The sequence below is a fragment of the Catellatospora bangladeshensis genome (assembly GCF_016862575.1).
In the GTDB taxonomy this organism is placed as follows: Bacteria; Actinomycetota; Actinomycetes; order Mycobacteriales; family Micromonosporaceae; genus Catellatospora; species Catellatospora bangladeshensis.
In genome coordinates, this window is sequence record NZ_BONF01000051.1 from 32,580 (window position 1) to 45,090 (window position 12,511).

The following is a 12,511-nucleotide window of genomic DNA, read 5'->3' on the forward strand; positions in this document are numbered from 1 at the left end:
CCCGCCGAGCCGCCGAACCGCACCCCGTTTTCGGCGCCGCCCACGTCCAGGGCGCCTGCCCGCGTTAAGAAGGGCACCTTCCTCTACGTAGACCGTTAAGAAGGTGCCCTTCCTTTCATCAGCCGAGGAGGCCGGCCTCGCGGGCGGCGCGCAGGGACGGCTTGACGCGGTAGGTGGGGCCGACCAGGGCGGCGACGGCGTCCAGGGTCTTGAGGCCCTCGCCGGTGTTGTAGACGACGGTCTCCAGGGTGGGGTCGAGCTTGCCGGAGGCGACCAGCTTCGCGGTGACGGCGGTGGTCACGCCGCCCGCGGTCTCGGCGAAGACGCCGGTGGTGCGCGCCAGCAGGCGGATGCCGTCGCGGATCTCGTCGTCGGAGGCGTAGTCCATCCAGCCGCCGGTGCGGCGCACCGCCTCCAGCGCGTACAGGCCGGCCGCCGGGTCGCCGATGTTCAGCGACTTCGCGATGCCGGTCGGCTTCACGGGGGTGATCACGTCGGTGCCGGCGTGCAGCGCGGTCGCGATCGGGTTGCAGCCCAGCGACTGCGCGCCGAACACCTTCCAGCCGCCCTCGGGCGCCACCGCCAGACCGGCCGCGACCAGCTCCTCGAACGCCTTGTCCACCTTGGTCAGCAGCTCGCCCGAGGCCATCGGGATGACGACCTGGGCCGGGATGCGCCAGCCGAGCTGCTCGGCCACCTCGTAGCCGAGCGTCTTGGAGCCCTCGGCGTAGAACGGGCGCACGTTCACGTTCACGAACGCGGTGTCCTCGAACTCGTCGGTCTCGACCAGCTCCGAGCAGAGGCGGTTCACGTCGTCGTAGGAGCCCTCGATGGCGACCAGGTCGCCGCCGTACACGGCGGTCGTGATGATCTTGCCGGGCTCCAGGTCCCACGGGATGAACACGATCGACGGGACCCCGGCGCGGGCCGCGTGCGCGGCCACCGAGTTGGCCAGGTTGCCGGTCGAGGCGCAGGCGTAGCGGGTGAACCCGAGCGCCTTGGCGGCGGTCAGCGCCACCGACACCACACGGTCCTTGAAGGAGTGCGTCGGGTTGGCCGAGTCGTCCTTCACCCACAGCGGCGCGCGCAGGCCGATCTCGGCGGCGAGCGCGTCGGCGCGGACCAGCGGCGTGAAGCCGGGGTCGAGCGACACCCGGTCGGCGGCGCGCTGGCCGGCGGGCAGCAGCCCGGCGTAACGCCAGATGTTCTTGGGCCCCGCCTCGATCTGCGCGCGGGTCACCGTGGCGAGCGCGTCCGCGTCGTACCAGACCTCGAGCGGGCCGAAACACTCGTAACACGCGTGCTGCGCGGCGAGCGGGAAGCGGGCGCCGCAGCCGCGGCACTCCAGCCCACGAGCGGGCGAGTCGACACCGAGCGGCGAGATGACGGCAGACGTCATGAGATGTTTCCTCTCATCTTCCCGGCGTCGCCGATCTGGCCCGCCGGACGGAGTTGGCACCTGCCATCGATGGTGGTTGCCGGAGCGTCATCGGGCCGTGTCCCTCAGCTCCTCTGGATGAGGTATTCAGTTGTGCTTTGCAGTTAATCAGAACCGTTCTCCCCCGGGCCAGCGTTCTCACCGGGTGAGATGGACCTCACGAACGTCGGGAAGGGCACCTTCTTATACGCATGGCGTTAAGAAGGTGCCCTTCCTTTCGGGGGTCAGGGTTTGAGGATGTCGCGTACGGCCTTCGCGTCGGCGAGCGCAGCGCGCAGGTGGGTGCGGGCGGCGCGCACGGCGGCACGGGCGGCGCCGGTCTTGGTGCGGATCGCGGCGGCGTCCGGGCCCGGCTCGACGGCGAGCAGGGTGTCGGCCACTCCGGCCAGGTCCACGGCGTCGAGTTCGGCCTTCAGGTGGGCGAGTTTCGCCTCGGCGTCGCCGACGTCCCTGCCCGCGGCCTTGGCGGCGGCGACCGCCTCGGCGAGCTTGCCGTGCGCGTCGCGCAGGCGGGTCAGCGCCGCCGACTCCACGTCGGCCGCGACGGTCAGGTGCACCTGCGGGCGGACCAGCAGGTAGACGCGGTAGTCCTCGACCATGCTGCGGGCGTCCGCGCGGACCGCCTCGACGGTGGTCTCGGCGGCGACCTTCGCGCGCAGCTCGGTCAGCCCGGCCAGGTCCGCGTCGATGATCTTCTGCAGGGCGGCCTGGTGCGCGTCGGTCAGGCGGGCCGCGTTGCGGATCGCCACCCCGCTCACCTTGAGCATCGCCAGGCGTCCGTCGATGCGCGCGGTGGTCAGCTTCTTCGCGGCGTCCAGCGTGGCGGCCTTGTCCGCCGTCGCCGCCGGTGACCCGGCACGCGTGGCCGGAGCCGGAGCAGCGGCCTGGGCGGGCAGGGCGGCAGCGGCCTGGGCGGGCAGGGCGATTGCAGCACCCAGCGCGGTCACCGCGAGCAGCGCGGCCGTGCTCACCAGGGCGCGGCGGATCAGCGGTTCAGTCCTCATCGTTCGGGCTCTCCTCTGCCTTCTTCAGCTGCCCGTCCAGCTCGCCCAGGAGCCTGTCCAGCTCGGCGAGGTCCTGGTCGGCCCGGCCCGCGGCGGCGGCCGGGTCGGCGGGGGCGGTCTCCTGCGGCGCCGGCGCGGCCGGCGTGCTCACGGTCGCGGCGGTGTCGGGCCGGACCGGCGACTGCGCGTCCCGCCCACCCGCACCCCGGCACCCGGTCAGCGCCAGCCCCAGGGCCACGGCGACCGCCGTCATAGCGATGGCACGTCTCATGCCCGGCACTCTGCGCGCCCTCGGTAAACCCCCGCCCCGCGCAATGTAAGCGTCACGTCAGGCCCCAAACCGCGACGATCTTGCGTGAGCTGTGGGTACGACACGCACCAATCAGGCGTATCAGCAACAGTTCACGCAAGATCGTCGTGATCTTGCTTGAGGCCACGCGGGGTTAGGAGACGACGTCCTTACGGGTGAAGCGGGCGAAGGCCAGGGCCGTGAAGAGCGTGAAGTAGCAGATCGCGGAGATGGTGCCCTTGATGATGTCGTCGAACTGCATCGGGGTGGTCAGCAGGCCGAGGTAGGCCTGGGCGAAGTGGGTGGGGAGGAAGTTGCGGAGTTCGCCGAGGGCGGTGATCTGGTCGAGGATCGACGAGACGATGTAGAGCAGGACCGCGCCGCCGACCGCGCCGAGCGGGGCGTCGGTCAGGACCGAGAGCAGGAAGGCCAGGCCCGCTACGACGAGCATGTTGACGCCGAGGAAGCCGGCGGTGGCGAGCAGGCGCAGCACGCCCTCGGCGGGCGGGATCTCGGCGGCCAGGCCGGACTGGAGCGGGTGCCAGCCGTAGCGCAGCGAGCCGAGCAGCAGGGCCGTGCCGAGCAGGGTCAGCATGGCCAGAGCGGAGTAGCTCAGCGCGACCGCGAGCTTGATGCCGAGCAGGCGGGCCCGGGGCACCGGCACCGCGAGCAGGTAGCGCAGGCTGCCCCAGCTCGCCTCCGAGGCGACGGTGTCGCCGTGGAACAGCGCCACCACCACGACCAGCAGGAAGCTGGCCGAGACGAACAGCGCGAACATGGCGAAGTTCAGGCCGCCGGAGATCGCGGCGTCGGACAGCTGCGAGAACTGGCCCCGGCCGGAGCGCCCGTCGTCGTCCTCCCCGCCCAGCTCGAACGCGATCAGCAGGATGATCGGCAGCAGCACCATGAAGCCCAGCGCGAGCTGGGTCCGCTTGCGCCGCCACTGCCGGGCGAACTCGGTCGCGTAGGTCAGCGTGCGGGCCGGGCGGTAGCCCGCCGCCGCGCCGTCCGCCTGCGGAACAGCCGTCGTGCTCATCGGTCCCCACTTCCCGCCGTCGAGTCGCCCACCAGGGCCAGGAACGCGTCCTCCAGGCGCCGCCGCGGCGTCACCCGGTCGATGCCGACCCCGGCCCGCACCAGCGCGGACACCGCCTCGGTGCGGCTCAGGTCGCCGAGGTCCACCACGAGCGTGCGCTCGCCGTCGACCGCGTACCCGGCGACGCCGTCGAGCCGGTCCAGCGTCTTGCTGGCCAGGTCGATGTCGGTGACGTCGAGCAGCGTGGTCGGGCTGTCCCCGACGATCTCGTCGACCCGGCCGGACGCGACGACCCGGCCCTTGTGCACGACCACCGCGTGGGTGCAGGTCTGCTCGACCTCGGCCAGCAGGTGGCTGGAGACCAGCACCGCGCGCCCGTTCTCGGCGTAGCGCTGCAGCACCCGGCGCATCTCGGCGATCTGCGGCGGGTCGAGCCCGTCCGTCGGCTCGTCGAGCACCAGCAGTTCCGGCAGGCCGAGCATGGCCTGGGCCACGGCCAGGCGCTGCTTCATACCGTGGCTGTAGTTCTTGACCTTGCGCTTGACCGCGTCGCCGAGCCCGGCGATCTCCAGGGCCCGCTCGAACTGGGCCTCCTCCCACGGGCGGCCGGTGGCCCGCCAGTACGCGGTGAGGTTCTGCTCGCCGGTCAGGTGCGGCAGGAAGCCGGGGCCCTCGACCAGCGCGCCGATGCGGGACAGCACCGGGGCGCCCGGCGCGAGCCGGTGGCCGAAGATGAGCACCTCGCCCGCGGTGGCCTGGGTGAGGCCCATCAGCACGCGCAGGCTGGTGGTCTTGCCGGCGCCGTTCGGGCCGAGCAGGCCGACCACCTGGCCGCGCTCCACGGTGAAGCTGATCTCGTCGACCGCGACGAAGTCGCCGTACGTCTTGCGCAGGCCGCGCACCCACAGCGGCGTGTCCGCGTGCTCGGCCGACACCGAGTGGTCCACCCGCCGGTGCCGCCGCCGGGCCACCACGATGACCACGGCCAGCCCGAGCGCGATCAGCGCCAGCAGGCCGAGCAGCACGTACAGCCACAGCGTGTCGGCGGTCGCGATGGGCGTCGCGGTGACCGTGGGCAGGGTGACCGCGCCGCTGTTGCCGTCGCCGACCGCCACGGTGTACTCGACCGGGTTCGCCGGGCCGAGGTACGACTGGTCGGCGGTGGCGATGGTGACACGCAGCCGGTGCCCGGCCTCGATCTCGTGCACGATGCCGGGCAGGCTCACCCGCACCGGCTGCGCCTGGGCCAGGTCGGCGGGCAGGCCGGTCAGCCGGACCGGGGCGACCAGGCCGCCGCTGAGCGTGGCGCGGCCGCCGGGGTCGACGTCGTACAGCTTGACGAACAGCACCGCCTCCCCGGTCGGCGACGCGGCCTTGATGCTGACCTGGGGCGCGCCGACCACGGAGACGGTCTGCTCCAGCGGCGCGGACTCGAAGCGCGCGTGCTGGCCGGGCAGGTCGGTCGCGGCGGCCCCGCTGATCAGGCTGGCCAGCGAACCGGCGCCGGGCAGCGAGGACAGCGCGGCCGGGGTGCCGTTGGGCGGGTTGGCGATGCTGCGCGGGCGACCGCTCACCGGCACCTGCAGCGTCTGCCCGCCACCCAGGCCGGGGTAGTCGGTCACCTGGTAGCCGGTGGCCATCTGACCCCGGTCGACGGCGTCCAGGCCGGTGATCCGGGAGTAGGTGAAGCTGTTCGCGGGCGCGTCGCCGTTGCCCTTGAGGTAGTGGTCGAACCACGTCGCGATGAGGTACTTGAGCCGGTCCTGGTCGGACTGCGGGCCGTCGCCGCCGTCGTGGCCGCCGGTGAACCAGGCCACCCGCACCGGGGTGCCGTTGGCGGCGATGCCGCGCGCGTTGGCGTCGGCCTCGGCCAGCGGGAACAGCGAATCGGTCTCACCCTGGATCAGCAGCGTGGGCGCCTTGATCCGGCCGAGGACAGTGGCGGGGCTGCGCTGGGCCAGCAGCTGCCGGGCCGGGTCGTCGAGGCGGCCGGTGGCGGCCACCCGCAGGTAGGTCTCGCAGACGTCGGCGGCCCACCGCCCGCACTGCGGATCGAGGGCCGCGCCGCCGCGGTCGCCCGGCGTGCCGTTCGCGTCTCCCGTGCCGGAGCCGCCGGTGACGCCCTCGCCGCCCTGGCCGTCGCCCGAGCCGTCGCCATCGCCGCCGGTCGCGCCGAGGGCGTCCAGGTTCAGGCCGCCGCCGCGCCCGCCGCCCATGCCGGAGCCGAAGAAGATCCCGGCCCAGGCCTGCTTGAGCACGCCGTCGCCGGGCTTGTCGGCCAGCGACTGCTGGAACAGGGACTGGCCGAGGTCGTTCCACGTGATCATGGGGACGATCGCGTCGAGCCGCCGGTCCTGCGCGGCCAGCATCAGCGACAGGTTGCCGCCGTACGAGCCGCCCATCGCGCCCGCGCGCGGGTCGCCGGGCCCGTCGAGCATGATCTCCGGCCGGGCGGCCAGGTGGTCGAGCAGGCCCTGGGCGTCCTTGACCTCCCAGTCCGGGGAGTTCAGGTGGATCTGCCCGGTGCTCGCGCCGAGGCCCTGCGCGGTCCAGGTGAGCACCGCGTAGCCGAGCCCGGCCAGGTCCTTGGCGTCGGCCGAGACGCTCTCCTTGGTGCCGCCGAACCCGTGCCCGAGCAGCAGCGCGGGCACCTTGTGCGACGCGGACGCGCCGTCGGGCAGGTAGAGGCGGGTGTCGAGGGTGGCGGTCTGGTCGCCGGCCGGGCCGGTGCGCACCGTCACCCGCTCGTCGATCGTGCGGTAACCGGGGTCGGCGGGCGAGAGCGCCCAGGCCACGCCACCGGCCAGCACCGCGGCGGCGAGACCGCCCGCGAGCCACCGTCTGTTCAGCTTCGCCCGCAACCGGGACCCGAACGCGCGCATGCCCGCCACAGTACGGCTCCGCGCCCCCGGTCCCCTCAGGGAGAACCCCCAGCGCAGCTGAGAGTTCTTTCAGGTCGCGTGCGGGTGGCTTTCAGGCTTCAGCGGGTGCTGCGGGTGCGCGCGCGGCTGCCGCGCAACCGGCGCAGCCGGGCCACCAGCACCGGCTCCAGCTCCAGCGCGGCCGGGTTGTCCAGCAGCGCGTTCAGCAGCTGGTAGTAACGCGTCGCGGAGAGCCCGAAGCCGTCCCGGATCGCCTGCTCCTTGGCCCCGGCATGGCGCCACCACTGCTTCTCGAAGGCGAGGATGTGCCGCTCGCGCTCGTCGAGCCCGCCCTCCACCACGCCGACCGGCGCGGGCAGGTCGGAGTCGACCTCGTCGTCGCTCTCGGCGGGCAGCACGCCCGTGGCGGCGGGGTCGAGCTGGGCCGGTTCGCGGCGCGGAACGGGGATCAGGGGCAGCTCGGCCGGGTCGGCTTCGTCGGCACGCGTGCGCTGCCTCATCTGCTCCATTTTGTCCCCTCCCCGCGAACCACGTTCACCGAGTCTAGGTGCCCTGTCGAGATCAACGAAAGGCCGCCGGAGCGGGTTGCCGTGCCACATGAGGAAGGCGGCCGGGGTTTGACATACCCCCGGCCGCCTGCTGTTTAACGTGACCGTCAGCTCACGTCGCGGCGCCGCATCTGCCAGAACGCGAGCACCAGCAGCACCACGATCGCGCCCAGCGTGATCGAGCCGGTGTCCTGCCAGGTGATGGACTTCACCTGCTCCACGCACTGGCCGCCCATGCAGTCGGCCGGGTTCGCGAACGGGTTGCTGACCTGCACCACCTTCGACATCCACGCCTGCAGATGGGTCGGGATCAGGTACATCTCCGGGTACGGCACGCGCAGCATCAGCAGCAGGATGGTCAGGCCGACCTGGCCGACGACGACCACGGCCAGCGCGACGCCCAGCGCCACACCGGTGTGCCGCCCGAGCGTGGCCAGCGCGAAGCCGAGCACGCCGATGGCGACGATCAGGCCCAGGCCGCGCAGCCCGGTCAGGCCCAGCGACTGCCAGGTGCCCGGGGTCATGCCCGCCGTGCTGCCGCGATACACCGCGGTCGCCCACAGCGCCGCCGTCCACAGACCGCCGGTGACCACCGCGATCGTGGTGAGCCAGCCGACCAGCACGGCGAGCTTGGTGCCCAGCACCGACATCCGCTTCGGCCGCCACGTCAGCAGGCTGGACATGGAGCCGGTGCTCCACTCCGCCCCGACGAACGACGCTCCGATCACGAACGCGATCACCGCCATGATCGCCGCCCAGACGACGATCATCTCCTCGAACTGTCCCTTGAACACGAACGTCGAGGGCATGTAGTACTCGGCGCGGTACCAGTCGCGCTGCGGCTGCTCGCCGCTCTCCACCCACTGGCAGTATTCCGGCTTGACGTTGCCCGACGGCACCTCCTGGCAGGCCTTCAGCTGCCGCTGGAAGTCCGCCATCGCGAAGTCGTACTCCGCCTCGGCCTTAGCCTCCGCCGACGCGAGGGTCTCCGCCGACACCTTCTGGTTGTCGAAGAACACCGCGGTCGCGATCACGCCGAGGATCACCACGCCGACGACGACCAGCCACTTGATGAGCCGGCGCTTGAAGAACCTGCGCCGCTCCGCCCTGACCAGACTCATGCCGATACTCCGTCCTGCGCCGTGTCCGGCTTCACGCTCTGATCGACCTGACGGGCCTGGCCGGGCACCGGGGCGGTGCCGGTCAGCTCCAGGAACACGCTTTCCAGGTCGGCGTGGACCGGAGCCAGCTCCGAGACGTAGAGCTGGCGCTCGGCCAGCAACCGGGCGACCAGCGCGGGCTTGTCGACCCCGGTCAGCATCAGGTGGTCGGCGTGCGCCTGCAGCTGCATCCCGGCCGCCACCAGCACCTGCGCCGCGGCGCTCAGGTCCGCCGCGGTCTCCAGGGCGACCCGCACCTGGCCGGACGAGTGCGCCTGCAGCACCTCGGCCACCGGGCCCGCGGCCACCCGCCGGCCCAGCGAGATGATCGTGACGCTGTCACAGATCAGCTGCACCTCGCCGAGGATGTGGCTGGACAGCACGACGGTCATGCCGCCCGCCGACAGCGTCGCCATCATGTCCCGCATCTCGCGGATGCCACCCGGGTCCAGGCCGTTGGCCGGCTCGTCCAGGATCAGCAGCTTCGGCTGCTTGAGCAGCGCCGAAGCGACCGCCAGCCGCTGCTTCATACCGAGGGAGTACGTCTTGACCCGCTCCTTGGCGCGGTCGCGCAGACCGACCAGCTCCAGGGCCCAGTCGACGCGCGATTGCGGCAGGTTGCCCGCGTCGGCCAGCAGCGACAGGGTGTCCCGGGCGGAGAAGTGGGGGAAGAACTGCGGGCTCTCCACGATCGCCCCGACGTGCGCGATGACCTGCGGCAGCTCGGCCGGCACCGGCCGGCCCAGGATCCGCAGGTCACCACTGTCCGGCCTGATCAGGCCGAGCAGCGTACGCAGGGTGGTGGTCTTGCCGGAGCCGTTCGGCCCGAGGAAGCCGTGCACCTGGCCGGCTTCCACGTACATCTCGAAGCCGTCCAGCGCCCGGCGAGGTCCGCCCCGGGCACGGTACGTCTTTGTCAGGCCTTGGATCTCCAAGACAGCGGTCACAGGGACCTCCTAGCTAACGATGACCACCGCACCCTACGAGGTATGCACCCCCCACGCACCCCCGCTCTCCCCCGATCCTTCACAACCCACCAACCACATCACCCTGCGTACACACCCTCCGCCGCGCCGCGACCAAGGTCATCCGATTTGCCAGGCACATGGCGGTATGCGCGTTCATGATTCGCCCATGTGCCAGGCAAGTCGGACGATCAAGAGCGCCCGACGCGGCGGCCCACGGGTCGGGCCGGTCAGGCGGCGATGACGTTGAGGCCCGCGACGCGGAAGGCGGCGACGGCGGCGGGGTCCGCGTTGGAGTCCGTGATCAGGGTTTCGATGCGCTCGACGGCGCAGATGCGGGCGAACGCGTGGCTGCCCAGCTTGGACGAGTCCGCGATGATGGCGACCCGCTTGGCCCTCGCCACCATCAGCGAGTTCATCGCCGCCTCGCCCTCGTGGTGGGCGGCCGCGCCGAGCGTCACGTCGATCGCGTCCACGCCGAGCAGCACCAGGTCCAGGGTGACCTCGCGCAGGATGCCGCCACCGAGCGGGCCGACCAGCTCGAACGACTGCGGGCGCACCACGCCGCCGGTGACCACGATCTTCATCCGGGAGCGGACCAGCAGCTCGTTGGCGATGTTCAGCGCGTTGGTGACGACGGTGAGCTGCGCGCCCTCGGAGGTCGAGTTCAGCTCGGGGCGCACGGCCAGCGCCCGCGCCACCTCGGTGGTGGTGGTGCCGCCGTTGAGGCCGACCACCATGCCGGGCTGCACCAGCGCGGCCGCGGCGGCGCCGATGCGCTGCTTCTCGGCCGAGTGCTTGGCGGTCTTGTAGCGCAGCGGCAGGTCGTACGAGACGCCGCTGGCCACCGCCCCGCCCCGGGTACGCGTGATCATCTGCTGCTGCGCGAGCTGGTCGAAGTCGCGGCGGATGGTGGCCTGGGAGACGTCGAGCCGCTCGGCGGCCTCCTCGACGGTGACCCGGCCGGAGTCGGTGAGCAGTTCCAGCAGCGCGTTCCAGCGGGCGTACCGGTCCACCGATCCTCCGTTTGCGCGATTTCTGAGCGGATGCGTGCACACTAGTGCGCGAAACCGGCCCATGCAACGCGATGTGCTGCGCGTATGTGACTCTTGAGTTGCCTTCGGCAGAGGCGTCACGCAGAATAGCGCGCGAAACACCGTACTTTCGAACCGTTACGCGCACGCCTGCTGGAGGGGTCGCCGCCATGACGTACGTCGCCGAAGAGATCAACAGCCAGCCTGAGCTCTGGCGACGCGCCGCGGCCGAGGCCGCCGGAGCGGCCGGGGCGCTGCCCGTCCCCGGCGAGCGCGTCGCCGTCGTGGGCTGCGGCACCTCCTGGTTCATGGCGATGGCGTACGCGAGCCTGCGCGAGGCGGCCGGCCAGGGCGAGACCGACGCATTCGCGGGTTCGGAGTTCCCGATCGACAGGCCGTACGACCGGATCATCGCGATCACCCGGTCCGGCACCACCACCGAGGTGCTCGACATCCTGCGCAAGGCGGGCGACCGGAGCACGGTCCTGGTCGGCGACGTGGACACCCCGGCCGTCACGCTGGCCCGCGACGTGATCGCGCTGCCCTGGGCCGACGAGCGCTCGGTGGTGCAGACCCGCTTCGCCACCAGCGCGCTGACCCTGCTGCGCGCCTCGCTGGGCGCGGACCTGGCCAAGGCCGCCGACGACGCGCAGCGCGCGCTCGCCCTGCCGCTCCCGCTGGACCCGGCCACCATCGAGCAGGTCACCTTCGTGGGCCGCGGCTGGACCAACGGCCTGGCCCAGGAGGCAGCGCTGAAGTGCCGCGAGGCGGCCACCTTCTGGACCGAGGCGTACCCGGCGATGGACTTCCGGCACGGCCCGATCTCGATCAGCGCCCCCGGCCGCGCGGTGTGGGCCTTCGGCGAGGTGCCGGCGGGCCTGCGCGCGGACGTCGAGGCGACCGGCGCGGCCTTCGTGCACGACCCGGACATCGACCCGGTCGCGCACCTGATCGTCGCGCAGCGCTTCGCCGTCGCGCTGGCCGAGCACAGGGGCCTGAACCCGGACGAGCCGCGGCACCTGACCCGCTCGGTCGTCCTCTCATGAGCACGCGCATGCTGGCATCCGGCGCGGTCGCGACCACCGGCCGCCCGCACGGCGCGCCGCTTCCCCACGCGCGCCGGGCCACCGACGAGGCCGGGGGCGTGCAGGCCCCGGGCGTGCGCAGCGAGGAGAGGGCATGACCACCGCTCACGAGCCCGCCGACGTCGTCGTCTCGATCGACGTCGGCGGCACCGGCATGAAGTGCGCCCTGGTCGGCACGGACCACCGGGTGCGCCACACCGAACGCCACGCCACCGGCCGGGAACGCGGGCCGCAGGCGGTGCTCGGCACCATCCTCGACGTGGCCGCCGGGCTGGCCGCCACCGCCGCCGCACGCGGCTGGCGCCCGGTCGGCGCGGGCGTGGTCGTGCCCGGCATCGTGAACGAGGCCGACGGCATCGCCACCTACTCCTCCAACATCGGCTTCCGCGACGTGCCGCTGCGCCGCGAGGTGCAGGACCGCACCGGCCTGCCCACCGCGGTCGGCCACGACGTGCGCGCCAGCGGCCTGGCCGAGGCCCGCCTCGGCGCCGGGCGCGGGCGCAGGCACGTGCTCGTGGTGCCGATCGGCACCGGCATCGCCGCCGCGCACGTCGTCGACGGCGCCGTGATGGCAGGCGCGCACGGGGCGGCCGGGGAGATCGGCCACATCGTGGTCCGCCCCGGCGGCCCGCTCTGCGGCTGCGGCCTGCGCGGCTGCCTGGAGGCGGTCGCCTCGGCGAGCGCGGTCGAGCGGCGTTACACAGAGGTGGCGGGCACGCCCGCCACCGCGGCGCAGGTCGCCGGGCGGCTGGGCGCGGACAAGCACGCCGACCAGGTATGGGCCGAGACCGTGGACGCGCTGGCCGACGGCCTGCTCACCGGCCAGGCCCTCTACGACCCCGAGCTGGTCGTGATCGGCGGCGGCCTGGCCGAGTCCGGCGAGACGCTGCTCGCGCCCCTGCGCGACGCCCTGGGTAAGAAGGTCACCTTCCACCGCGTGCCCGAGATCGTGCGCGCCGAGCTGGGCGACGAGTCCGGCAGCCTGGGCGCGGCCCTCATCGCCCTGGACCTGGTCGGACACCAGGCATGACCGCACCGTATCCGCAACGCCATCGACCCCCCGCCGAGCG

12 protein-coding genes and 1 riboswitch are annotated in these 12,511 nt (G+C 72.6%); of the genes, 3 read left to right on the top strand and 9 right to left on the bottom strand.

Going from position 1 to position 12,511, the window contains the following annotated elements; genetic code table 11:
- Positions 1 to 118: 118 nt before the first annotated feature.
- From thrC to Cba03nite_RS35020, 9 genes are all read right to left on the bottom strand, one after another.
- Complete coding sequence (gene thrC / locus Cba03nite_RS34980; RefSeq protein ID WP_203755976.1) at positions 119 to 1,399, bottom strand: threonine synthase; 1,281 nt, start codon at positions 1,397 to 1,399, stop codon at positions 119 to 121.
- A 10-nt stretch (positions 1,400 to 1,409) separates the two neighbouring features.
- A riboswitch (SAM riboswitch) is annotated at positions 1,410 to 1,523 on the bottom strand.
- 139 nt (positions 1,524 to 1,662) lie between these two features.
- On the bottom strand, positions 1,663 to 2,442 hold the full coding sequence (locus Cba03nite_RS34985) for a hypothetical protein (protein WP_203755978.1): 780 nt from the start codon (positions 2,440 to 2,442) through the stop codon (positions 1,663 to 1,665).
- Positions 2,432 to 2,713: a hypothetical protein gene (locus Cba03nite_RS34990; RefSeq protein ID WP_203755980.1), complete on the bottom strand. Its 282-nt coding sequence runs from the start codon at positions 2,711 to 2,713 to the stop codon at positions 2,432 to 2,434. Before Cba03nite_RS34990 ends, Cba03nite_RS34985 begins: the two co-directional genes overlap by 11 nt.
- A gap of 172 nt (positions 2,714 to 2,885) precedes the next feature.
- A complete protein-coding gene (locus tag Cba03nite_RS34995; RefSeq protein WP_203755983.1) occupies positions 2,886 to 3,767 on the bottom strand; it encodes an ABC transporter permease in 882 nt (293 codons plus the stop codon).
- A complete protein-coding gene (locus Cba03nite_RS35000; protein WP_203755986.1) occupies positions 3,764 to 6,649 on the bottom strand; it encodes an ATP-binding cassette domain-containing protein in 2,886 nt (961 codons plus the stop codon). The genes Cba03nite_RS34995 and Cba03nite_RS35000 overlap by 4 nt, the downstream gene beginning before the upstream one ends.
- A 98-nt stretch (positions 6,650 to 6,747) precedes the next feature.
- Entirely contained in the window at positions 6,748 to 7,149 is a 402-nt protein-coding gene (locus tag Cba03nite_RS35005; protein ID WP_203755988.1) for a DUF3263 domain-containing protein, read from the bottom strand.
- A 155-nt stretch (positions 7,150 to 7,304) separates the two neighbouring features.
- On the bottom strand, positions 7,305 to 8,318 hold the full coding sequence (locus Cba03nite_RS35010; protein ID WP_203755990.1) for an ABC transporter permease subunit: 1,014 nt from the start codon (positions 8,316 to 8,318) through the stop codon (positions 7,305 to 7,307).
- On the bottom strand, positions 8,315 to 9,304 hold the full coding sequence (locus tag Cba03nite_RS35015) for an ABC transporter ATP-binding protein (RefSeq protein ID WP_203755992.1): 990 nt from the start codon (positions 9,302 to 9,304) through the stop codon (positions 8,315 to 8,317). The genes Cba03nite_RS35010 and Cba03nite_RS35015 overlap by 4 nt, the downstream gene beginning before the upstream one ends.
- A 248-nt stretch (positions 9,305 to 9,552) precedes the next feature.
- Positions 9,553 to 10,338, bottom strand: coding sequence for a DeoR/GlpR family DNA-binding transcription regulator (locus Cba03nite_RS35020; RefSeq protein WP_203755994.1), 786 nt, complete (start codon positions 10,336 to 10,338; stop codon positions 9,553 to 9,555).
- A 188-nt stretch (positions 10,339 to 10,526) separates the two neighbouring features.
- Between Cba03nite_RS35020 and Cba03nite_RS35025 the strand changes: the two genes are divergently transcribed.
- Genes Cba03nite_RS35025 through Cba03nite_RS35035 form a run of 3 tightly spaced genes read left to right on the top strand, consistent with a single transcriptional unit; the run spans position 10,527 to position 12,471 of the window.
- Positions 10,527 to 11,402, top strand: coding sequence for an SIS domain-containing protein (locus Cba03nite_RS35025; RefSeq protein WP_203755996.1), 876 nt, complete (start codon positions 10,527 to 10,529; stop codon positions 11,400 to 11,402).
- The gene (locus tag Cba03nite_RS35030; RefSeq protein WP_203755999.1) at positions 11,399 to 11,539 is read left to right on the top strand and encodes a hypothetical protein; all 141 of its coding nucleotides are present in this window, start codon (positions 11,399 to 11,401) and stop codon (positions 11,537 to 11,539) included. Before Cba03nite_RS35025 ends, Cba03nite_RS35030 begins: the two co-directional genes overlap by 4 nt.
- Positions 11,536 to 12,471, top strand: a complete 936-nt coding sequence (locus Cba03nite_RS35035; protein WP_203756001.1) for an ROK family protein — start codon at positions 11,536 to 11,538, stop codon at positions 12,469 to 12,471. Before Cba03nite_RS35030 ends, Cba03nite_RS35035 begins: the two co-directional genes overlap by 4 nt.
- Positions 12,472 to 12,511 lie beyond the last annotated feature (40 nt).